A 24,334-nucleotide genomic window follows, 5' to 3' on the forward strand; every position below is an offset into this window, starting at 1 on the left:
TTTCAAAATTCAAAGAGCAATTTCAAAGGTCAAACCTTTGATTTGAATGAATTTGCAAATATATTTTATAGTGGTTCCGACGAGCCGTATCAAAAAAACAGTGTTTATAGCCGTTTTTCAGGTCGATAATCGTAAAAATTTTTCAATTTTTGGGTTTCTTTATCAACACTTAATCCTCTACTTGTTTCATATGGTGGATATATTTCTAAAAGATTATCAAGATAAAATTGTCCCGTAGTCAACTCAATACTTTTTTTAATCCAACTGTTCATGATACCTCTCTAAAATAAAGATAAACTTCTGTGATTTTGTGACACAAACTTTATCAATTCTTTCGTATCTTTACTCTTAATTATTTTTGTAAATTCTTCTTTTTGATTTTCCATTAGTTCCAAAAAAGGAAATGTTTGAATGAGATGCTTTGCTTTTGTTAACCCTAAATATTTTCTTGTATATTCTGCTTCTGAATATTTAAATGTCGTCATAAATTCACTATCATCAATTTTTCTAAAATATTCCAATAAAATATTAAAATAATCCAAAAGTAATTTTTGTTTATTACAATTTAAAATTGGTGTTAAAAAAATCTGGATTGGATGAGTTCTAAAAGGAGTGGCAGCATATATACCATCAGTCCCAAAAACATCTTTTATATTATATAAACCTACTCTGCCATCTAAATTTCCCGTATCAACAGTTCTGATAAATAAATTGTTTGATAAAATCTCTTTCTTAAAGATATTGGAAACATAAATTTCTTCTTTTTCATAAATTTTACCATTATACTTATTTGCATTTATCACTTTCACAGTTTCTTGCCCTCTATTTTGTACTATATCATCATTTGTAATATAAAACTTAATTTTCAATGGCTTGCTTGACTTATAATTTTTTACAAATTTTTCAAATTTACTTTCTATCCGATAATTGTTTTCTGGTTTTAAAACATATTCTTTTTGCTTTTTATCACCGCTTTTTATTTTAACACCAGAAAAAATAATTTTGCTATTACCAAATATTTTTTTCTTTTCAAAAAAGAAAATACCTACATTGGTTCCTGTATGTTCAAAAATTTTGTCTTCAAAAAGAAACATTTTTTTTATGTCATAAAACTTAAAGAAATCTTTTCGGATTTTATTTGAACCAGAATCACTAAATAAAAAATTTGATGGAATTATATAAATCATTTTATCTAAATAATTTTTGGCGTCATTTATAAGAGCAATCTGGTAAAGATCCTGATACCCCTCATTTTCACCCTGAAAATATGATAAGTTTCTACCGCCATGTTTTACAATATAACCGATATAAAGATATGGTGGATTTGTAATATGAAATAAAGGATATTTAAAATTTAATAATTGTTTAGGAAAGTTTTTTAGAGTATCTTGTTGAGTGATATTTCTCTCGGCAATTTTTGTCGGAATGCCATAGAAAACTGCTTTTTCAATTGCTTTTTTAACATTATTATATTGTATATCAAATAGATAAATTCTTTCATTAAAAAATTCACATCTCTTATTTTTAGGGATTATATCTAATATCGGCAAAATCAAATTACCTTCGCCAGCGTATAAATCAACCCAAACATATTTGTACAAATCTTTTCTAATATATGGTAAAATATACTTGTAAAAAATAGCTGTGGAAGTAAAATGTTCCCCAAAAATTCGCCTTCTATGATTTGATTCTTGTTCAAGTATTTGTATTTGGATATTCATTTTTCTGTATTTATCTGCCAGTATTCTTTTTCCATTTTGATTCGGTTCAAAACCTTTTTTGTAAAATTTCTTTATCTGTGATGAAATCTATAATTTTTATTTCTTTTTTTTCAAAATCAACGATTCCAAAACTCGGGTTAGCGCCTCGTTTATCTTCCCTTTTGAGATGTCCGGGATTTACCCATATTACATTTTCTTTTTCTTCAATTTTTGGGATATGTGTATGTCCATAAAATACCATATCAATATCTTTTACATTTTCCGGTTTTATATCATCATTAAAATCGTTAGGGTGCGACGATGGCGTATGTGTAATAAGAATTTTTACTTTGTCAAATTCCTTAATTAACCGATGTGGTATATTTTTATCCTTATAATGCGAACAGAAAACACCGGGAACCCAGATAACTTCTTTGAACATATTTTTTACCGGTTCAATATCTTCGCACTCATCACCTAAAAACACAAGTGTTTCTACACCGTAATCGTTTAGCAGTCGTTCAACAGCTTCTGTTAGATAATCAATATTTCCATGCGTATCGCTAATCAATCCGATTTTCATTTTTTGCTAATGACTTAAACTCTGACGCATCTCCCAACATATTTGAGTTATTGAACATTACATAATTAAGTGGTTCATCGCATAAAGTCAAAATCTCTTCCAATTCTTTATCTGAATACTTATAGTTGTAATCAAGTTTATTTCCAATATGAAGCCCGTGTAGCCGATAGTATCTGAACATTCCAAAAACTGGTTCTGCATACAATGGGTCTACACAGTGAACCAAATTCAACTTTTTACATAGTTGACTGACGATTTTTTCAGTCCAGTTTTCGCCACGGACTTCTAAAATAAACTTAAAATTATACTTTTCCCTGTTGGAATGTATCTTTTTAAAAAATCCTTGAATACAATTTAGATTTTCATCTGTCGGCTTGAAACTTGCCGGACATTGAAACACAATTTTCTGGCAGCCAAGTTTTACAGCGAACTCTTTTGTTCGTTTCCATGCATCAAAAACTTCTTTGGTATTCTTGAAATAGCCGTAGTTTTTTTTCTTGCTGGTATCTATCTTTTCTCTCAATCTTCTATAGGTAAACGAGTTCGCAGAATGAGTAATAAGTTGCCAGCTTTTCATTATGAATTCAAAATTTGACGGAGCTTCATTTCGCCATTTTTCTGCAGTTTTTAATTCTGGTAACTGATAAAAAGTAGAATTTATTTCTATACAATCAAAATGTTTATAGTATTTATTTCTTGCTATTGGATATCCGCAACACCCAATTTTTATCATTGTTTTTATTGATTATTAAACCAATCTTGGATATACCATTTTGTCTCGCTATCTACCTGATAGAGCCCTTTAGCATTTTTATCTTTAACAACGATACTGAGCCATGCAGGATACACTATATTTTGCAATTCTACAATACTATCACCATCACTATAATACTCTTTACCTTGTGTATTATCCACGCATTTCCATCTACCTGTTGATAAATCCTTATAATACAGAATTGTATGTGCCCATCTATGGCTGATATGTCCTACAATTCTCATATCGTATCCGTTATCGTCAAGCAAAAATGCCTGTAGACGGGCTTGTTCGGTACAGTTACCTCGTTTATTATTAAAAACATAATTCGGGTCATACATTTTAGTTAAGCCTGAAAAGTCATTATGGTCGTCTGCATAATCAATATAATTGTAGACATATTCTTCCGCCTGCTGAGGTGTATTGATTGTTGATTTAAGTTGCTCTAATGAATATGTATCAATATTTGCTGGCAGAGTGTTTTTATTCTCGGTATATGCAAAATTTTGTAATTTATCATTAACAGAATCTCTATGAATATATGGATTAAATGCTAAAGTATCAAGCCCCAAGGAAACACAAATTCCACCTGTGATATTTTTATTAGTTTTTGAGATATAACTTTTTAAATAAATAGATTTTAATTGTTTGCCTGCACTGATTGAGTACCAATTTCGTTTCTGCTGAAAAACAGATTCAAGTTGCATATCATATTCTGCCCAATTTTTTTTCAAATTTATCTGTACTCGCTTATCCTGATATGGATACTTATCTTTTATCAATTCAAAAACAAGCGGATAGATATATTTGAGACCCAAGTATTTGTTTTTGAAACCTGCACCTATTTCTGTATTTCTGAAAATATCCATTGGAAAGTATGCAGAAGTTCTAAATATATCTGAAAAATCTAATTCCATTGAACTACCAGGAAAAAGTTCTTGAATATAATTAAGCCCATAATCCATCTGGAGATGAGTAAACGCTCCGGATGCATAATCACCCAAAAGCCCAAATTCAGGGTTACTGCCGAGATTAAATCTGGCAGCACTTTTTACAGCCAACCCGTCAGTAAGAAATCTATTAACTGAAAACTGCTGAACTGTTCTAACTGATAGATATGTAGCAGGTTGAGGTTCAAAATCAGTTTCAACAGAAAAAACACCTGGCAAATAAAAAATACCTATACCATATTCAGGCTGGTATGCCAAATTATTACGAATATCTGAATGATATTTATACTGCCATTTTAAAAATAGCGAATTATCTAATAGCCGATTTTTTCTTGTATAGAGCAGAAACCATCCCTGTTCAGAATTCGTTTTATACCGAACATCATATAAAGATAAATCAACAAAACTCAATCTCCCACCCATATATGCAAAGAGGAGAGTAGCATCAACAGACAGTAATAATACACAAAATAAAATTACTATTTTATATATCATTTTATTATCACATTATTATCACATTGTCGCTAATGTGATATTCATATTATCGCTAATATGATAATGTTTTTTATTCTCCAATGATTTTTACCAAAACACGTTCCCGACGTTGACCGTCAAACTCGCCGTAAAAAATCTGTTCCCAGGGGCCAAAATCAAGTTTCCCATTCGTTATTGCAATTACGACTTCTCGTCCCATAATTGTTCTTTTCAAATGGGCATGCGCATTGTTTTCGCCTGTTAGATTATGCTTATACTTTTCTGGCGAAGTTGGCGCAAGTTTTTCAAGCCATTCCTTAAAATCGCCTTTAAGCCCTTCTTCCTCATCATTGATAAAAACGCTTGAAGTAATATGCATCGCATTAACAAGGCAAAGCCCTTCTTTTATACCACTTTTTCTTACCAATTCCTCAACCTTATCAGTAATATTTACAAACTCAATTTTATTTTTCGTATTGAACCACAAATGTTCAGTAAAGAATTTCATAAAATTTATTTTGTTATTTCCTTCAAGAGTTGATGAGATACTTGTACCCGTGTTTTTATATCAATAATTGAACTTAAATATTCATCAACAATTTTGTCAATATTTTTTTTAAGTGTAAGCAATTCAGGTAATATCTTTTTAAGATAATTTATATTTTGAGGGATTTTTATGGTATCAAAACCTGATTCTATCCAAACCTTTAAGTATTTTGCTTCTATTTCAGAAGAACATTTAACATGTTTTTTCCCTGAGTAAAGTCGCCAGTCAAAAAGTTCTTTTTCAATTTTTATTTCATCTGATTTTTCAGGCAATTTTTTTGTATAAAGTGATTTTTGGCTCAAAATTTTTTCTCTGTAAAACTTACCAAGAGTGTTTTCTCCAATTTTTACCATTACCGTTTTAACCAATAAATTAATATCAATACCACCAATCGTTTTTTGGGGTTTTCCAAAACTTTTTGCTTTTTCAATACGGGACTTTACCAAATCAACCACAGCACGATATACTTCAAGTTGTTCCTCATCAGATAAGCCCAAAATCTCACCCATAACAATTTTGTCAAGTTCCCGACGGTCTGATTTTATCTTGTCAAGCAAAACCTCTGATGGAGAATTGGCACCGAGTTCCTGATATAAAAATCCAGCAGGTCGTTTGGCTATATTTCTGAACGAATTTAGAATAGCATTAATATGTTGCTTATTTATTTTTAAGGGATTTAAGAAAGGTAAAATTTCAACCATCCATACATCATGAGTAAGAAATGTTAACGCACCTGTAAGTTCTTGTCCTGTATTTTCAATGATAAGAAGTTGAAGGGTTGAATTTAGTAACGCTAAAAATGTTTTACTTAATTTTTTATCTTTTGGGAATATACCATAAAACATTTTATCTACGAAACATTTTGATTTGTTTTCAAAGCAAGCGAACCTTTCGCCAATATTTACCCACCATATAATTTGTGGATTGAACTCGTCAAGTTCATACCATTTGTTTCTACTTGCACAGGTCGGTCTTTCATGAAAACCTTTTTCTTCACCTTTTTCAATATATTTCAAGATGTTTGTACCTTTGAGGGCATTTTTATTTTTATGAATCATTAACACTCTATATTTTAAATCTTTTGGATTTACTACAATGGATTTACATTCACGAGGAGATTTAATAACATAATTTGGTATCCATTTACCTTTTTTGTCTTTATGCATCCAAAACTCTTTTTCTATACCTTTTTCTTTAATTTCGTCTTCTGTAAGATAAAAAAATTCGTTTGCACCTGTTTTAATTCCGAATCTCACATCGGCCAATTCTTTTAACAGAACAAACTTATCTTTTCCTTTTTCTAAAATCTTAAAAAATATTTCTGGCGCACGCAGGTATTTACCCCATTTAGCACCGACATACTGGTTTTGTTTTACATCAAAACCTTCCTGCCAGAGTTCTGATTGCTTTTTGGGAAAAATTCTTAAATCATCGTTTTGGTAAAATTCTGAATGAGCAAAAATTGTTTTTAAGAGTTTATCAATAGAATTCAGTCGGTTTAACTGTTTTTCCCAAATATCCTGTGCAGGTGGAACAAAATATCTCAGCGGTTTTTTAAGACAAACAAATCTGACTATATTTTCATTTCGTTCTTTTTCATCTTTGCATTTTTCTAAAATTACAATACAGGTATTTACATCTGCTTCTTCAAACCATCGTTCTGTTTTTGATTCAATGATTGTGATAATTTTATAGTTCTTTAAGAAAAATTCCTGAAGTCCTTTTCCATAATCAACATCTAACCAGGAATTAGAAACTATGAAACCAAACTTTCCACCATCTTTTAAGAATTTTGTACCGTGAACAAAAAAGTATGCATGAATACCTGCCCGTTTTGAGATATCTGCCATTTTCACGGAACCATCATATTGAGATTTTTCAATTAAATCCTCTTTATATTTTTCATCTCCAGAAACAATCTCTGAAATTTCTTCCTGGCGTGTATACGGTGGGTTACCGACGATACAATCTACACTTCTTGGATATTCAATTACAATTTTTTTATCACCAAAAGAAACAACATATTTTGACCGAGCATTTTCTTTAACTATAAAATCACTATTGTTTTGATATTTCAAACTATTAGTTCCAAAAGGAGATAATGCAAAAAAGTCCTCATTAAAAATCTGTGGATAATTTTCGTTAGTTGACAAATCATTTATAGCAAGATTTATAGTTGCAAGATGTGCGGGAAATTTTGCAATGTCAGTTCCATACAACGAATTTAAAATATCCTGATGAGTAAGTTGCTGATTCATCATTTGTTTATGCTTGTATGCACGAACCAAAAAAGTTCCCGTGCCACAAGAAGGGTCAAAAACTTTGTCTGTTTCATGTTTTAGACAAAACTTCAAAATCAAGTCAACGACATCAGGACTTGTAAAATATTGTCCTAAATTATGTCTTTCGGTTGGTGGAATAAGCCGTTCAAAAATTCTGCCGATAATGTCATAACCGATTTTTGAAAAATCGTATTGTCTTAAAATTGCAATTAAAATATCTATTTCTTTTATAACCTCTTTGGAGTCAGGAAATGCAACTTCATCAATAAAATCTGTCTTATAAATTGTCTGATAATCAATTCTTAAAACTTCCTCAAAATATGTCTGCAGTACCTTCTGTAAATGAGAACCACGAACAAATCCTGGAGGAATATTTAAGGGTGGTATTTCTTCTGGACGCTTCGCTTGTAACAAATCGTAAAAGAGTATTTTATTGACAAGCAGGTAAGCGGTTTGACGAGCGACTTTATCAAAATCTGCTGGTTGCCAAGCAAAACTCCAGCTCTGTTCAATAAACCATTTCTGAAGTTTTTTAGAAAAATCTATATCTTTGTGGCATTTGTCTTCAATAATCGTTCTATAATAGCAAGACAATCTTGTTATCTTTTCTTGGAGACGATAAATTAACCATTCATCAACTGCAATTTTAGGTTCGGGCTCTTTTCCGGTAGAGACATAGTAAAGTTTGGTTAGAAATTTTTCTAATTCTTTTTTTATTGAGTTACTGTATCTTGGTTCTTCAATGTTATCAAGATTTTCAATTTCGGAAAGATTATATTTTTCAATAACTTGTTCTTTCTCTGGTTTTTGGGCATTAACTTTTTCAGTATTAAACCAAATCAGTTTCTGAAAATTTGTTAAAGCAAAGTATCTCGCTTTTCTTTTATTTGCCTTTTCCCAAGCAGGTTTTTTAAGTTCTTTCTCATCAAAAACATCAAAATAAGGTTTTTTTGCTTCTATAACACAGAGAACATTTTGACTTTTTCTTGACTCATAAATTACAGCGTCAGGCATTTTTTTGTCATCAGCGGATGTTTCAACATCTGGTAAACCCAAATCAAGATTTTTTTCTTCAATAATTTCGCGCATCCAGTGCATTAAAATAGCAACACCTGTTCTCTCAGTTTTATATGTTGAAATATCAAACGGGCTAATTGTTATTGATTTTTTATATTCAATTTTACTTTTCATATTCCTCTATTACTTGATGAACAATTCGCCGTGCAATTTCAAAACAAGCAGCAATTCTTATTATTTTTACATCTCCAAGACCTTTTATTTTAAGAAATTTTTTCAGCGGTTGGTTTGCCATACCTTTATAAGAACCATATTTTGCTAAAAGTTCATCAGCAATTTTTTCTGCGGATTTACCTCTAATGCCAGTTGAAATTATTATTGCTAAAAGTTCAGCATCACTTAATTTATCAGCACCTAATTCTAACAATTTACCGCCGGGATGTTTCCATTTGTGCTCTTTTTCTTTTTTCATTTTACTTGTTCTGTTTGTTTCCAGAAACCGCTTTTGGCTCTTAAGATATCCTGATATGTAGCATAGAGTGCAATTGTGATTAGAAGTGCGAACCCGACGGAGTTTGCGAACTGGATAACTTTTTTGTTCAATTTTTTTCTTGAAAGCCCTTCATACAGATAAAATATAATATGTCCGCCATCTACCAATGGCATCGGGAAAAGATTGAACATTCCGAGTGCTACTGAGACAATCGCTATAAAATTAAGGAATGTTTTTATACCAAGTTTTGCAGCAAAATACGCTGCCTGCATAATTCCGATAGGACCTGCAACTTCTGAAGGTGCTTCCCACATTAAAAGTTTCATTGCAAGAAACTTTAATGGCACGACCGTCCAGAAAACTATATTGTTAACCGATTCTTTAATCGCTTTGATAAATCCAACTTTTACCACAATAGGCTCTGAAGACATATCGTAGACAATTCCTATTCTTGATGTTTTTAGACGTTTATCATACTGTGGTATAATTTTTATATCAAACATTTCAGATTCTCTTTTAACTGAAAAATTTAATTCTTTGCCGGCGGATGCCTTCACTGTTCTTGATACCATTTGTGCATCTTCAATTTTATTGCCATCAATCGCAGTAATTTCATCGCCGGCTTTTAATCCTGAGATATACGCAGGCGAATTTTTTTCTACCAATTTTATTACAGGCCGCTGATATTGAATTCCCCAGATTGAGATAATAACCAAAAAAATAAAAAATGCAGAAATATAGTTCATCACAGGTCCAGCTACAACGATACCTATTCGTTCATACCATTTTTTTGCAAAAAATTCGTCAGGTTCGCCTTTTACTTCATCAATTTCTTCACCAGCCATTTTTACGAAACCACCGAATGGGATAGGTCGGACAGAATATCTGGTCCCATTCCCTGCCTGTTCAATATCTTGTTTTTGCTTGCGCCAGATAGTGAATGAAATTTTTTTTCCAGTCCAGCCAAAAAGTTCAGGTCCGAACCCGAATGAAAAATTCAAAACTTTTACTTTCAATTTTTTTGCAATGATAAAATGTCCGAATTCATGAATCATTATCACAAATCCGAACATCACCGCAACTGCAAATATACTCAATAGAATTGTCATTTTTTTTTCGCCTCGCTCACATTGTGGTTTGATGCTTCGGGCATAACCATCCAGAATAAATTCTGGATATGCCCTCGCATCTTTATTCTATTCCCTCCATTTCTACAAATTTTCTTGTTTCAAAATCTACATCTAATATAGTTTTCAAATCAGGATTTTTTATTACTTTATGTTTTTTTATCGCTTTTTCTATAATTTTTGGAATCTGTAAAAATTGAATCTGACCATCCAAAAATTTTTTGACTGCAATTTCATTAGCAGCATTAAGAACAGTTGGCATTGTGCCGCCGATTTTTGCTGAAAACATTGCAAGTTCAAAACAAGGAAAATTCTTACTCGGTAATCTAAAAAATTCAAGTTTGCCTACGGATGTCAAATCCAGTTTTTTAACCGGTGATTTTTTTCGTTCAGGATATGTTAATGCATACTGTATTGGGAGCCGCATATCAGTATTACTCATTTGTGTAATAATTGAGCCATCAATAAACTCAACTGCGCTGTGAACTATTGACTGCGGATGGACAACAACCTTTATTTTTTCATACGGAATCCCAAACAGATAATGTGCCTCAATCACTTCAAACCCTTTATTGATAAGCGTAGCAGAATCCACGGTAATTTTTTTTCCCATTTTCCATGTAGGATGTTTCAGCACATCTTTTATTTTTACTTTTGCAAGTTTTGTCCAAGAATAATTTCTAAATGGCCCGCCGGAAGCAGTCAGAATTATTTTAGAAATTTCTTTTCCGTTTTTACCGTCAATACATTGAAAAATTGCCGAATGTTCGCTATCAACGGGTATTATTTCAGCGTGATATTTTTCAAGCAGTTTTGTTATTAAATCGCCTGCTATAACAAGTGCTTCTTTATTTGCGAGTGCAATTTTTTTCTTTAATTCTATTGCATTTATAAGTGGTTTAAGTCCTGCAGCGCCTACAACTGCAATCAGCACAATATCCGCCTGTTCAATCATTGCGATATTATTCAAGCCATCAGAACCTGTAGCAATAATTTCAGGTTTAAATTTTTTTGCTTGTTTTTTAAGGAGTGCGATATTTTTATTGGCTGAAAGCCCGACGATTTTTACATTGTTCAGGTGTGATATAACATCAAGTGCGGATGTACCGATTGAGCCAGTGGAACCGATAACAGAAATTTTTACCATTTAGACAACAAAAAATTTCAGGTAATAGTAAAAGACAGGTGCGGCGAATATAAAACTATCAAGTTTATCAAGAATACCGCCGTGATTACCGAGTAGTGTAGAGGAATCCTTAACGCCGGCAGACCGTTTTATTAATGACTCGGCTAAATCACCAAACTGACCTGACGCACTTGTCAGAAACCCGAGCAGGAATACATCAACAGGCTTCAGGAAATTCACAAAGAATATCTTTGCTATCATTATCACACAGATTGATGCAATTACAGATGCAATCGCACCTTCTACAGATTTTTTCGGACTTATCACAGAAAGTCGGTAAGAACCATATACAGAACCAAAAAAATAAGCAGCCGAATCCGAAATCCATACAGTTATAAAAAGCAGTATTGTGAACCTGAATCCATCCGGTCTAAAATCTCTTAAAAGCAGAAGATGTGCAGGCAGCCAGCCAAGATAGATAATCCCTAAAAATGTAATTGCAAGTGATGGCAGTGCTGTTTGAATATGATGTTTTATTATTTCATAAACAAAAAGAAGCAGAACTCCGAATGTAAATATCAGTGTAGTTGTTTCATTTGAAACAAATGCACCAAGTTTAGAACCGCTAAAAAAAACCGAAAGTAAAATCAGGATTATAAAGATACTTCCGAATATTTTACGTGGGTAGAACTCCATTTTGCTGACGAGCTCCCAGAACTCGCAGGCAGCCAGAAAACTAACTCCACATACAAGCACCAAAAACGGGATATATCCAAGATAAGTTATGAATACTACGATAGGAATCAGGCATACTGCTATAATGATTCTATTGAACATAATAACAACAGATAGTTAGATGGTTAGGAAAACCTTCGTCCATAGCCATACTATTCACCCATTTGCTTTTTTACAAGCCACCGAACCGTCTGTTTCGTTTTTGGTATTCAGCGATTGCGCTTATTAAATCCTGTTTTGAGAAATCAGGCCATAACACATCCGTTGTATAAAACTCTGAATATGCAGATTGCCAGATTAAAAAATTAGAGATCCGGTTTTCGCCTGAGGTTCTTATTATCAAATCCGGGTCAGGCAATCCTTCAGTATAGATATATTTTTCAAACATTTGCTCGTCTATTTTTTTTATATCGGATACGAGAATTTTATTTACAGCAGCAACGATTTCCTGACGGCCTCCATAATTTAATGCGATATTCAATATCAGCCCTGTATTTTTGGAAGTTAACTGAACTGCTTTTGTTATATCATTTACAATATCTGATGGTAATTTTGAAATATCGCCAATAACTTTTAGTCGGATATTATTTTTGACTAGTTTTGGTAATTTTTTTTGTAAAAAAATTTTTAATACCTTGAACAGCCCTTTGATTTCGTTTTTAGGTCTTAACCAGTTTTCAGTTGAAAATGCGTATAAAGTCAAAACAGAGATTCCAAGCTCGTTAGCGGTTTTTACTATCTTTTCAACTGCTTTAACACCTGCGCGATGCCCTGCGAGACGAGGTAGTCCTCTTTTTTTTGCCCATCTGCCATTACCATCCATTATGATTGCTATATGTTTCGGTATCAACATTAATTAAAAATTAAAAATTCATTATTTCTTTTTCTTTCTGGTTTAGGAGTTCGTCTGTTTTTTTAATATAATTTTCTGTAGTTTTCTGAAGTTCGTCCTGGTATTTGAATTTTTCATCTTCGGTAATTTGCTTTTCTGTAAAACTTTTTTTAACAAGTTCTACTGCATCTCTTCGTTCGTTTCTTAATTCAATCTTATGGTCTTCAGCAATTTTTTTTGCTGTCTTGATAATCTCTTTTCGGCGTTCTTCAGTAAGTTGTGGGATTGGCAGCCGTATAACCTTGCCATCATTTTGCGGTGTGATACCTATGTCTGCTTTAAGTATTGCCTTTTCAAGTTCAGGCAAAACATTTTTATCCCACGGTGTAAGCATTATTAGTCGTGGCTCTGGGATTGAGATACTGGCTACTTGATTCACTGGCAAATCAGTATCATAGTATTTGACCTTTACAGTATCTAACACTGTTGGTGTTGCGCGACCTGTTTTAAGTATTAATAATTCCGTTTTTAAATGTTCTACAGTTCTTTTCATTTTGTCTTCCGTCTGGATTAGAATCTGTTTAGACATTTTTACCTCCACCAAACAAGCTACTGAATTTCACAGAATTACACTGAACTTTTCTGTGTTTTTCTGTGTGCTTCTGTGGCAGTTTATCTAACTGCTGATTACTGAACCGATTTTTTTGCCACAAACTGCTTTTAGTATACTTTCTTTTTTATTAAAATTAAAAACTACAATTTTGATACCATGCTGGCGGCAGAGTGAGAATGCCGAAGTGTCCATCACTTTAAGATTGTTTTTTATAACTTCATCAAATGTAATTTTTTTCAGCAGTTTGGCAGCTGGATTTTTTTTCGGGTCATCAGAATAGATACCGTCAACATTGGTTGCTTTAAGTATTATTTCTGCTTTTGTTTTAATCGCGAACACAGCGGCTGCAGTATCTGTTGTGAAATGTGGTTCGCCTGTACCGCCCACCATAATTACGACATTTTTATTTTTCCACGCGTTTTCTATATTTTCAACTGTGAACTGAGGTAAAAAGCTGCCAACTGCAAATGGTGAAAACACTTTTGCTAGAATGCCTTTTGTTTTCAATCGTTCACACAAAACCATACCATTAACAAGCGTTGCAGTGATACCTATATAATCTGCAGATGTTCTATCAATAAATTTACCATCAACAGTACCACGCCATATATTCCCGCCACCAATTACAATTCCGACAGAAACACCTTTTTTGTAGACAGGAATCAGTTCCGCGATAATTTTATCAACCGCAGTGAAATCAATTCCTCTACCGTTTTTGCCAAGTGATTCTCCGGATAATTTCAGAACGATTTTTTTATACATAATCGCTGATTTACGCTGATTTGACATCAACTGAACGCTAATTGCCGCATGTCATTCCCGTGTAAACGGGAATCTATGGATTCCCACCTTCGTGGGAACGACGTCTGCGATAATCTGCGTTGTTTTACTCTTCGCCGATTTTAAATCTCGCAAACCTTCCAACTGTAATATTTTCGCCAAGTTTAGCAATCGTTTCTGTTATAAGTTCTTTCACCTTCTTTTTGCCAGTAGTATCTCTTATGTATGGCTGTTCAAGCAGACAGGTTCGTTCGTAAAATTTTTCCAGCCGACCTAACACTATTTTTTCAACAACTTTTTCAGGCTTACTTTCTTTTAATGCTTGCGTTTTCAATATTGTTTTCTCTTTTTCTAACTCATCATTAGCGATATTTTCTTTACTTACAACAGATGGAGAAGCGGCTGCAATCTGCATTGCGAGTTCTTTGCCAAGATTCTGGAAATCTGCTGTTTTGGCGACAAAATCTGTCTCACAATTTAATTCCAGCAACACACCTAATTTAGTGCCAGGATGGATATACGAAAATATCAAGCCCTCTTTTGTTGTTCTTGTTGCCTTCTGTGTTGCAGCCGCAATTCCTTTTTCACGCAATTTTACTATTGCTTTTTCTTCATCACCTTCTGTTTCAATCAATGCCTGTTTACAATCCAACACACCACATCCTGTTTTTTCTCTTAATTTAGCAACCATTTCACCTGTTATTTTTACTTCACTCATCATATCCCCCTGATATAACGACAAATTCTAAATTCCAAACTCCAAATTCCAAACTACGGCAAATACAAAAAATGTTAGGAGCACTACACTATACACCTGTGTCATTTCATTCTATCTTATCTGTTTTTCTCGGTTCTTCTATATCCGGGATACTTTCCTGCTGTGGAATAGTTTCTTTGTCATCTATTATTGGTAATTCTTTGTCAGACGAAAACCTTTCTTCAACTGCTATGCTTTCAGTTTCATTCTTGATTGCTGATTTGCCTTCTATCACAGCATCTGCTATAATACTGACAAGCATACTGATTGATTTTATAGCATCGTCATTTCCGGGAATACAATAATCAACAATATCCGGGTCACTATTGGTATCGCATACTGCAACAACCGGGATTTTCAGCCGATGTGCTTCATTTACAGCAGTTTTTTCAGTAACAGGGTCAACGACAAACAGCACACCTGGTAGTGTTTGCATGTTTTTTATACCGGAAAGCATCGTCTGTAATTTTTTCATTTCTTTAGTCAATCTGGACACCTCTTTTTTTGGCAATTTATCAAGAATCCCTTCTTCTTTCATCTTTTCAAGTTCATTAAGTCGTGCTATGTTTTTTTTGATTGTTTCAAAATTTGTCAGTGTACCACCAAGCCATCTGGAAATAATATAAAAGGCAGAACATTTTGTTGCTTCATTTTTTATAATTTCCTGTGCCTGATGTTTTGTACCAACGAATAAAACAGGCGCACCCGTTGATGCGATATCTCTAATAAACTTGCAAGCCTTTCTAAGTTCTTTTATCGTCTTGGCAAGATCAATAATATGAACCTTGTTTCTTGCGCCAAAGATAAACTTTGACATTTTAGGATTCCATTGACTTGTTTGATGTCCGAAATGGACACCAGCTTCCAATAAACCTTTCATTGATACACTACTCATTTTTTACCCTCCTTATTTTCTCAACCATTTTTGAAAAAATCAAGTAAAATCTGAAAACAATACGGTTAAAAAATCCACTTCTTTTCGTCCACGATATTACAGTTACAGGTGTTTCTTCTGAAACGATTGATTTACCTACGACACCGGTAGCAAGCCGAGCAATAATTGTTAAATCGTCTTTACTTTTATAAATCTCTTGGATTTTAACCGGCAGTGATACGGTACCGTTTGCACTTATTCCGCCTAAAAGTTTGCTTAAATACTGTGCAATATCCCTGTCATCATTTATCAGAACTGCAATTTCGTCACCTGGCATAAGAATAGATGCTCTTATTGATGCACCATTACAAGATACAGGAACAACATCCAGAGAGAGCGGTTCGGCGAAATTGACACTGTACTCATTAAATTCAAACTCCAGTTGTTGCGGAATACTTTTATTTTTATCTGATATCTTTTTAAACTGTGTAAGATTTAACTCTTCTAACAAAATCTCAAAATTGATTGCGGTTGTCTTTAATGGTTCCCTCAAAATATCTTCTAAAATATCCGCTACTTCTATAACATTATTTTCTTTTATTGCGGAAAAAAAACTTTCGTTGTATTCATCTAAAATTTCGTCTACTATTTTGGACTCAATATTCAATGACAGGTCAGAAATACTGCCTGACGAAAGTCGGGTTGCGTAAAGTTTTTTTTCATATTCATACCAGTTCTGTTGCAAATCCGTTTCATAAATTTTTGGATTATATGTTATCACTGCTTTTGTACTTAAATGCCGCTGATGTTTTTTATCAACTGTTATTGTGAATATTCCATACAGATGGTTACCATATGTATAAAATTTACCTTTTACAACTGTAATATCTTTTAATAAATCAAAGATTCGGGAGATAGATTTTAAGACATCAAAATTACATAAAGTAAGTGCGAGATGTGCCTGTCCTTCATCACAACCGGTTTCTTCCATTATTAAATGGAGATTGTCTGGCATATAAATACAGGATTAAGCATTAACAAGAAAACTGCGTAACCACGAATTAACACGAATAAACACTAATTTTTCGTGTAAATTTGTGTCCATTCGTGGCTATAATTTCTATGCTTGAACTAATATTATCGCCGACTATGCTCTTGGATGAACTCTATCGTAGACCTTCTTCATTTTTGTTGGTGTTATATGTGTATAAATCTGTGTAGTTGCCAGATTTTTATGTCCGAGCATTTCCTGAACACTTCTTATATCGCAGCCGGCGTCAAGCAGATGTGTTGCAAAAGTATGCCTTATAGAATGTGGTGTAATTTTTTTTAAAATATCTGTTTTTTTCAGATATTTTTTTACCATTTTTTGTATCCATCTTGCTGATAATCTATGGTCTTTGTAATCAACAAATAGTGAGGGTGAAATATCCTTCCGCATTTTCAGATATTTTCTGATAATATCTATTGCAGAATCACCGACGGGTATGATTCGTTGTTTCAAACCTTTACCTGTTACTTTGATTATGCCTGAAAGATAGTCAATATCGGTTCTGTTAGCACCGGTTAGTTCAGAGATACGCAACCCTGATGAATATAACAATTCTAAAATCGCTCTGTCTCGTAAACCCAAAATAGTTGAAACATCAGGAACTGATAGCAAAAGATTGATTTCAGTTTGTGTTAAAAAACCTGGCAGATGCTTTTCTTTTTTAGGTATAACAATCAAATCCATCGGTGAAATTTTGAATAATTTACATTTTACAAAAAAACCAAAAAAACCGCGTAATGTTGCCATTTTTCTTATTATGCTTGATTTTTTTTCAACTGGCTGTAAAATACTAGCAATATAATCTCTGATAGTAAATTTATCAACCGATTTAAGCGCCTTTTTTTTTCTATCTAAAAATTTATAAAATTGCTCTAAATCCCGTCTGTATGCCAGTTCGGTATTAGGCGAGATATTTTTTTGGATTTTCAAGAACTGTATAAAATTTTCTATATATTCATTCGGTTTGGTTTTCATTCAGTTTTCCTTTTTCTATATTTTTAGTGTTTCTACATTTCGGGTAAGCGCTGCATGCCAGAAATTTACCACGCCGACCATTTCTCACTATCATTGGTTTACCGCATTTTGAACATTTTTCATCAGTTTTTTCAGGTATAATTTTTTTTCCATCTTTATCAATAGAGATTGTATATCTGCATTTAGGAAAATTTGAACATGCCATAAATCGTCCGAATCTGCCTACACGAATCACCATTGGTGAGTTACATTTCGGACATTTTTCGTCGGTTGCCTGTACCTGTTTAACATTTGTTATATTCGCTTCTGCATTCTTTAATGTTTCAGAAAAAGGTGTATAAAATTCAGTCAACATATCTTTCCATTTTACTTTACCTTCCGCTATCTTATCAAGTTTATTCTCCATTCCTGCGGTAAAGCTCAGGTCAATAATATCAATAAAATACTTTTTCAGAATATCGGTGACGGTAAACCCGATTTCTTGCGGAATAAATTTCAATTTTTCCATTTTTACATAGTCCCTCTTTTTAAGAGTTGCGATTGTTGGCGCATATGTTGAAGGTCTGCCAATCCCTTTTTCTTCTAATGTTTTTATAAGCGATGCCTCGTTGTATCTTGGCGGTGGTTCTGTAAAATGTTGTTTCGGAATAATTTTATCGGCTACAAGTTTGTCACCTTCGGTTAGAGCAGGCAGTATCAGTTCTTTTTCATCTTCTTTATAAACTTTTAAGTAGCCATCAAATTTTATAGATGAACCTGTTGCATGAAACACATATTCGCCTGCATGTATATCTACAGATACAGATTCAACCATTGCAGACGCCATCTGGCTTGCGACAAATCTTAACCATATCAGTTCATAAAGTTTCCGTTCACCCCCCTCCTCTTTTTCAAGTTTGAGCATTCCTGCCGTCTTTGCAACATCAGTAGGCCTTATTGCTTCGTGTGCCTCCTGTGCGGATTTACTTTTGGTCTTGTAGATACGCTGCTTTGCTGGCAAATACTTATTCCCGAAATTTTTAATAATATACTCAGATGCCTGTTTTTGGGCAACTTTGGAAACATCCAGCGAATCGGTTCTCATATAAGTAATAAATCCGTTTTCATACAATTTCTGGGCAATACGCATCGTTTTGTTAGAATCAAAACCTAATTTGTTAACTGCTTCACGCTGAAGTGTAGAGGTCATAAACGGTGGTTGCGGGTTCCTTATCCGTTCCGTTTTTTTTACAGAAGAAACTATAAAATTTTTGCCTGATAAGTCATCAATTATTTGTTGGGCTTCTGCTTCAGTTTTTATAGTTGTTGTTTTTACTGTATACTTTTCGGCAAATAATTGATGACTCACCGATACCTGATATTTTTTCTCACCTTTGGCAATCAAATCTGCATTAAATGATTGACCGCTCTTATTAAGTTGAGCTGAAATCGTCCAATACTCCTGTGACTTAAAATTTTGTATTTCGGTTTCTCGTTCTACAACTAGCCGAAGTGCTACAGACTGCACCCTGCCGGCTGATAATCCTTTTCGTATGTTCTTGCCTAATAGCGGGCTTATCTGATAACCAACAAGCCGGTCTAAAATTCGTCTGGACTGCTGGGCATCTACAAGTGCTATATCAATTTTGCGTGGATTTTTTATTGCTTCCTCAATTGCGGCCGATGTGATTTCATGAAACACAATTCGTTTAATTCTGTTTGTATCAACTTTGGCAGTTTCTACAATATGCCAGCCAATCGCTTCACCTTCACGGTCGTAATCAGTCGCAATATATACTTCCGGCGATGTTTTTATCGTATCAACAATTCTTTTCATTATATCTTCTTTACCTGATAGAATTTTATATGACGGCTGAAAATTGTTTTTTATATCAACCCCAAGTTCTCTCTGCGGCAAATCGCGAATATGTCCCATAGAAGCCAGAACATTAAACTTACCTTTTAGAAAACTGGTTATCATTTTTGCTTTAGTCGGCGATTCAACAATCACAAGTGGCTTATTCATTTTTTTTACCACGGAAACACGGAAACACGGAAAAAGAAAAAGTAGGTGTGAACTATTAGTTCACGTTTTAACCTTTCACCTTTCACCTTTCACCTTTAACCTGCCTTTCTAACATACATTTTGCCTGGTAATTCTGAGACCAAACCATCCATCACAAGTTCTAAAAGAATTACTGAAAGTTTTTCAACTGGCATATTTGTTTTTTCAGATATTATATCAATATGAACCGGTTCAAAGGCGATTGTATTCCAAACCGTATCTGTTTTTTCGTCTAACTTTTTATGCTCGGCGATAACTTTAAGATTCTTTCTGGTTTTCTCAACAAAATTTTTTAATATGTTGATTTCGTTTATTATATCATCAACTCCTGAAACAAGTTTTGCACCTTCTTTTATAAGTGTATTGGGTCCTTTTGAGTATTTAGAAAAAATACTGCCCGGTATTGCAAATACATCTCTGCCTTGCTCTATCGCTGATTTGGCAGTTATCAACGCACCACTTTTTTCGTCTGCTTCAACCACTACAACACCAAGCGAAAGTCCACTGATTAGCCGATTCCGTCTCGGAAAATTTTGTCTGTCTGGCTTGGTATGCAATGGGAACTCCGAAATTACAGCACCATTTTCTGCAATTCTGTCTTCAAGCTTCCTGTTTTCAGGTGGATAATGATACGACAGCCCATTCCCTAAAACAGCAATTGTTCGGCCTTTTTCTGAAACCGCAGTTTGATGCGCAACAGTATCAATCCCACGAGCAAGCCCACTAACTATTGTAATCCCTGCATTTACCAGTTCCCGTGTCAGATATTCACATACCATTTTCCCATATGTAGTAAGCCGTCTTGTGCCAACAATCGCAACTGCAATAGCATCCCGTTCGGAAATATTACCTTTGGTATAAAGCACCGGCGGATAATCATAAATCGTCTTTAATGTTTGTGGATAGTTATCCATAAAAGCCGCGATAATTTGGAACCCATTTTTTTCTGCTTCTTTAATCTCCTTCTGGACATCAATCTTGTTTCTTTCTTCAGCGATTATTTTGGCAGTTTTTGGTTCTATTCCTTCAACCTGTAAAAGTTCGTTTTCGGATACAGATAATACTTTTGAAGCGGTACCAAAAAAATCTATCAGTTTTTTAAACCTGACAGGACCTATAACAGAAATCTGGTTTAACAAAATCCAGGATTCTAACTCGGCAGACATAATGATATATTATACTATAATTTCATAAAAAGTCAAATACAAAAAATGGAGCTGACCGGGATTGAACCGGTAACCTCATCGTTGCGAACGATACGCTCTCCCAATTGAGCTACAGCCCCATTATCAAATTTTTATTCTTAAAATATCACCATCTTTAACTATATAGTCCTTGCCTTCGGTAGCGACGAGTCCTTTTTCATGAAGTATCTTTTCAGAACCGTATTTTTCAAGTTCAGCAAAATTGAATACCTCTGCCCTGATAAAATTCTTTTCAAAATCAGTATGGATTTTACCTGCTGATTTCTGGGCAGTTGTACCTTTCTTTATCTGCCATGCGCGGATTTCAGTTCCAACAGTCGTATAGAATATGATTAAATCAAGCAGTTTGTAACTTGCAAGTATCAGTTTATCTAATTCTGAGTTTAGACTCAACTCTTTTTTGTCGTCGGTTGAAAGTTCTAAAAGTTCTTCTTCAAGTTTTGCATTTATTGGAATCAATTTGTAATTTGTAATTTGTAATTTGTAATTTGTCTCTTTTACATTCGCAATATAAACTACTGGAATTGAAGAAAGCAATTTTATATCAGCAAGTTCTAATTTGGACATTTGTCCTATTTCAATATCAGATTTAATTTTATACAGAATCTCAAGTTCTTCTTTTGCTTCTTTAATCCCGCATTTTGCTCGTGAAGCAATTGCAGAAATTCGTTTTACAACAACTTCTAAATCAGCAAGAAAAAGTTCAGTTTTTATAATTTCAATTTCATCAACAATAGAAGCGTTTTCTCGGAAACAACCAACCACCTGAACTAACGCATCCATTTCTCTTATATGCGAAAGAAATTTATTCCCAAGCCCTTCACCTTTTGAGGCACCTTTTACAAGCCCTGCTATATCTACAAACTTGATTGTGGTTGGTGTAAGTTTTTCTGGTTTGTAAAGTTCGCCAAGTTTTGTCAGCCGAGTATCAGGTACAGAAACAATACCTACATTGGGCTCAATAGTTGTAAATGGGTAATCGGCAACCCCAACATGCGCATTGGTAAGTGCATTAAAAAGTGTTGACTTCCCTACATTCGGCAATCCAATAATCCCGATTTGCATACAAGACAAGCGACTTCATCGCAGTGATTACAGCGAGAAAGTTATTACCTATGTACTTAATCTCCATAGAATTAGCTTCCATTGCACCACAGATTTCACCAATATTAATGGCAACTTTCTTGTTCACTTTATAAGTCATCTTTCTCTTAAATTATCTCTTTTTTGTTTTCTGTTTTGCTTTTGTATCAATACGATGTCTAAACATCCAGTAGTGTGTTTTCAGGCTTTGAATATAAGATTGGTCCTGAAGAACAACCTTTTGTATCATATCCAAAATTTTAGGGGCAATATCTGATTGAGGACTACCAAAATTTAGAGCAGGACCTTTTAATTCGTTTATGACTGCTGTATCATCATCTCCCATCCCTTTTGCATAGAACTCAGGACTTTCCCATCCATAAGCGACAACAGCCACCACATGGTTAGTCAGTGAAGATGTGACATAAAAAAATACCCGTCTGCAATCACAACCGGGTTCATCACAGTACATTTCAAGCGGTGAATAGTGTGCCGGAGGTAAATCCCATGGCGAGTTCTCAAGCACAGTGATGGTGCGTGTTTCTCGTTCTGCTATATCAGGAAAATAATCATGAAATAAAATATATGGCATATGTTTCCCGCAGTTAACTTTTTACTCATAATTTTAATTTTAAATTCTTTTATCTATTTATCACCAATTTTTATTTCCCGCTTTAATAGGAATATCTCTAGCAATTAGTAGTATAGGGGAGACATATCAAACACAAAATGTCAGACGATAAAATCAAACATGCGGGCTTGATGAATTGCTTCCTGTGTAATGCCCGTCTTTACTAACTCACTTATTTTAACATTTTCAGGTTTGTCTGTCAATCCTAATTTCAAAAAATCTTCAGATACCCTTATCTGTCCTACTACTATTGATAACAGTTGTTTCTGTTGATATGGTGGGATTTCTCCAAAAACCTCATCAAAACTCACCAATGCCTGTCTTACAATTTCCTTTTCAACCATATCTTTCTGTATATCTTCAACCATCAATTTCAGGGTTTCTATTGCTTGCTCAATCTGTTCTCTTCTTTTTGCTAATTCACCAAGTTTTTCTTGTATAAAAATGTTTCCATCTCCAGATATTGTATTCAAATACTTACGAATAATCCCTTCAGCAAGGGACTTAATTTCATTAAGTTCGTCCTCTAATAATTTCTGTTGTTTTTTCAAATTCGGTAATTCTTCCTGTAATCTCCTATTTGTCAAATCTACGATTCTGTCAAGTGTTTTGTCTTTTAATGCCGGATTTTTTATTCTATCCTTTACTATCGTCTCAATTTCATCAGAAGGTATCTTGAATCTGCATTCCCTATTTTTACAGCGATAATAATAATAGCGAGTATTATTTGCACCAGTCCTTGCACAACCTTCCATCTCAGTTCCACATTTGTCACAGTATATTAGCCCACAATTGAAAATGTAATTATGTCTATGAAGTGTTTTTACAATCTGTCCATCCTGCTTTATGTGTAAAGTATAATCAACTCCATTGTGTTTGGTTTTTTCATTTGACTGAATTAGTTTTTGAACAGCCAAAAATTTATCTTCAGATACTATCGGTTGCCATACACCATCTATAATGTGATATCTTTCTTCTTCTGGGAGTTTTTCTTTAGGCAAATAACTTCTTCTCTTATTTATCTCTTTCTTTCCGATGTATGTCTGATTTGCTAATAAATTTCTCATTGCTGAATAGGTAAATTCCTTCTCGGGATGAATTTTTCCATCTCTCCCAGTATACTCTTTCGTTCTATATCCCTGACTGTTCGCAACTTTGCAAGTTTCCGCAACAGAACCAACAGATAAATATATATCCATACAAGCATTCACTACTCCTGCCTCTTTTTCATTTGGAATTAAAATTCCTTTCTGCGATTTCTCGGTAGGCAAATCATAGCCTAATATCTGTCCACCAACCCAAAGACCCCTCTCTGCTCTTGCCCGTGCACTTGCTTTGCTTCTCTGTGAGTTAATCGCCCTTTCAAATTCAGCCATTGCTCCTGTGATTGTCATAAATGCTCTACCCTGTGCAGTAGTAGTATCAAATCTTTCCTTTAGGCATATGAAATCAATTTCATATTTCTTAACATAATCATCAATAAAACTCAATAAATCCTTCGTTGACCTGAACATTCTATCAAGAGCAGTGCACATCACCGTATTTATCTTACATTTTTCTATATTTTGTAACATTGTGCTACCCACGAGCTTATTGGACAAAAGGGAGGTTTAATTTGTTGACTACCACCCCTTTTTTAGTGTTTCAACTACCGCATACCTATGCAATTTTTAAACATTTCCGCACTTGTTTTACCTGAGA

Annotated in this window: 23 protein-coding genes and 1 tRNA gene; all 24 read right to left on the reverse strand. The window is 33.9% G+C overall.

Annotated elements, in window-relative coordinates:
- Positions 1-104 precede the first annotated feature (104 nt).
- Positions 105-272: a hypothetical protein gene (locus tag AB1349_06705; protein MEW6557027.1), complete on the reverse strand. Its 168-nt coding sequence runs from the start codon at positions 270-272 to the stop codon at positions 105-107.
- A gap of 9 nt (positions 273-281) precedes the next feature.
- On the reverse strand, positions 282-1,721 hold the full coding sequence (locus AB1349_06710; protein ID MEW6557028.1) for an N-6 DNA methylase: 1,440 nt from the start codon (positions 1,719-1,721) through the stop codon (positions 282-284).
- 46 nt (positions 1,722-1,767) lie between these two features.
- Positions 1,768-2,283: a YfcE family phosphodiesterase gene (locus AB1349_06715; GenBank protein ID MEW6557029.1), complete on the reverse strand. Its 516-nt coding sequence runs from the start codon at positions 2,281-2,283 to the stop codon at positions 1,768-1,770.
- Positions 2,264-3,016, reverse strand: coding sequence for a DUF72 domain-containing protein (locus AB1349_06720; protein MEW6557030.1), 753 nt, complete (start codon positions 3,014-3,016; stop codon positions 2,264-2,266). The genes AB1349_06715 and AB1349_06720 overlap by 20 nt, the downstream gene beginning before the upstream one ends.
- 5 nt (positions 3,017-3,021) lie before the next feature.
- Positions 3,022-4,482 (reverse strand): transglutaminase domain-containing protein, encoded by a 1,461-nt coding sequence (locus AB1349_06725; GenBank protein MEW6557031.1) that lies wholly within the window; start codon positions 4,480-4,482, stop codon positions 3,022-3,024.
- 70 nt (positions 4,483-4,552) lie between these two features.
- A complete protein-coding gene (locus AB1349_06730; protein MEW6557032.1) occupies positions 4,553-4,969 on the reverse strand; it encodes a secondary thiamine-phosphate synthase enzyme YjbQ in 417 nt (138 codons plus the stop codon).
- Between the two features lie 5 nt (positions 4,970-4,974).
- Positions 4,975-8,481, reverse strand: coding sequence for an N-6 DNA methylase (locus tag AB1349_06735; protein MEW6557033.1), 3,507 nt, complete (start codon positions 8,479-8,481; stop codon positions 4,975-4,977).
- Positions 8,471-8,779 carry a UPF0758 domain-containing protein gene (locus tag AB1349_06740; protein MEW6557034.1) on the reverse strand — a complete coding sequence of 103 codons (309 nt, stop codon included), beginning with the start codon at positions 8,777-8,779 and terminating at the stop codon, positions 8,471-8,473. Before AB1349_06740 ends, AB1349_06735 begins: the two co-directional genes overlap by 11 nt.
- The gene (gene rseP / locus AB1349_06745) at positions 8,776-9,909 is read right to left on the reverse strand and encodes an RIP metalloprotease RseP (GenBank protein ID MEW6557035.1); all 1,134 of its coding nucleotides are present in this window, start codon (positions 9,907-9,909) and stop codon (positions 8,776-8,778) included. Before rseP ends, AB1349_06740 begins: the two co-directional genes overlap by 4 nt.
- 82 nt (positions 9,910-9,991) lie before the next feature.
- The gene (gene dxr / locus AB1349_06750) at positions 9,992-11,074 is read right to left on the reverse strand and encodes a 1-deoxy-D-xylulose-5-phosphate reductoisomerase (protein MEW6557036.1); all 1,083 of its coding nucleotides are present in this window, start codon (positions 11,072-11,074) and stop codon (positions 9,992-9,994) included.
- Positions 11,075-11,890, reverse strand: coding sequence for a phosphatidate cytidylyltransferase (locus AB1349_06755; GenBank protein ID MEW6557037.1), 816 nt, complete (start codon positions 11,888-11,890; stop codon positions 11,075-11,077). It lies immediately after the preceding gene.
- A 70-nt stretch (positions 11,891-11,960) separates the two neighbouring features.
- Positions 11,961-12,641, reverse strand: a complete 681-nt coding sequence (locus AB1349_06760; GenBank protein MEW6557038.1) for an isoprenyl transferase — start codon at positions 12,639-12,641, stop codon at positions 11,961-11,963.
- Positions 12,642-12,651: 10 nt separating this feature from the next.
- Positions 12,652-13,209 (reverse strand): ribosome recycling factor, encoded by a 558-nt coding sequence (gene frr / locus AB1349_06765; protein ID MEW6557039.1) that lies wholly within the window; start codon positions 13,207-13,209, stop codon positions 12,652-12,654.
- 87 nt (positions 13,210-13,296) lie between these two features.
- Positions 13,297-13,995, reverse strand: coding sequence for a UMP kinase (gene pyrH / locus AB1349_06770; protein ID MEW6557040.1), 699 nt, complete (start codon positions 13,993-13,995; stop codon positions 13,297-13,299).
- A gap of 124 nt (positions 13,996-14,119) precedes the next feature.
- Complete coding sequence (locus AB1349_06775) at positions 14,120-14,731, reverse strand: translation elongation factor Ts (protein MEW6557041.1); 612 nt, start codon at positions 14,729-14,731, stop codon at positions 14,120-14,122.
- A 106-nt stretch (positions 14,732-14,837) separates the two neighbouring features.
- The gene (rpsB, locus tag AB1349_06780) at positions 14,838-15,665 is read right to left on the reverse strand and encodes a 30S ribosomal protein S2 (protein MEW6557042.1); all 828 of its coding nucleotides are present in this window, start codon (positions 15,663-15,665) and stop codon (positions 14,838-14,840) included.
- Positions 15,658-16,659, reverse strand: a complete 1,002-nt coding sequence (locus AB1349_06785; protein MEW6557043.1) for a hypothetical protein — start codon at positions 16,657-16,659, stop codon at positions 15,658-15,660. Before AB1349_06785 ends, rpsB begins: the two co-directional genes overlap by 8 nt.
- Before the next feature lie 132 nt (positions 16,660-16,791).
- Entirely contained in the window at positions 16,792-17,670 is an 879-nt protein-coding gene (xerA, locus tag AB1349_06790; GenBank protein ID MEW6557044.1) for a site-specific tyrosine recombinase/integron integrase, read from the reverse strand.
- A complete protein-coding gene (gene topA, locus AB1349_06795; protein ID MEW6557045.1) occupies positions 17,651-19,675 on the reverse strand; it encodes a type I DNA topoisomerase in 2,025 nt (674 codons plus the stop codon). Before topA ends, xerA begins: the two co-directional genes overlap by 20 nt.
- Positions 19,676-19,770: 95 nt before the next feature.
- Positions 19,771-20,880, reverse strand: coding sequence for a DNA-processing protein DprA (gene dprA, locus AB1349_06800; GenBank protein MEW6557046.1), 1,110 nt, complete (start codon positions 20,878-20,880; stop codon positions 19,771-19,773).
- Between the two features lie 46 nt (positions 20,881-20,926).
- Positions 20,927-20,999: transfer RNA gene (locus tag AB1349_06805), tRNA-Ala, on the reverse strand.
- 4 nt (positions 21,000-21,003) lie between these two features.
- A complete protein-coding gene (gene ychF / locus AB1349_06810; protein ID MEW6557047.1) occupies positions 21,004-21,984 on the reverse strand; it encodes a redox-regulated ATPase YchF in 981 nt (326 codons plus the stop codon).
- 151 nt (positions 21,985-22,135) lie between these two features.
- Positions 22,136-22,594 (reverse strand): hypothetical protein, encoded by a 459-nt coding sequence (locus AB1349_06815; GenBank protein ID MEW6557048.1) that lies wholly within the window; start codon positions 22,592-22,594, stop codon positions 22,136-22,138.
- A gap of 140 nt (positions 22,595-22,734) precedes the next feature.
- Positions 22,735-24,207: a recombinase family protein gene (locus AB1349_06820; GenBank protein MEW6557049.1), complete on the reverse strand. Its 1,473-nt coding sequence runs from the start codon at positions 24,205-24,207 to the stop codon at positions 22,735-22,737.
- Positions 24,208-24,334 lie beyond the last annotated feature (127 nt).

The organism is Elusimicrobiota bacterium (genome assembly GCA_040757695.1).
In the GTDB taxonomy this organism is placed as follows: domain Bacteria; phylum Elusimicrobiota; class UBA8919; order UBA8919; family UBA8919; genus JBFLWK01.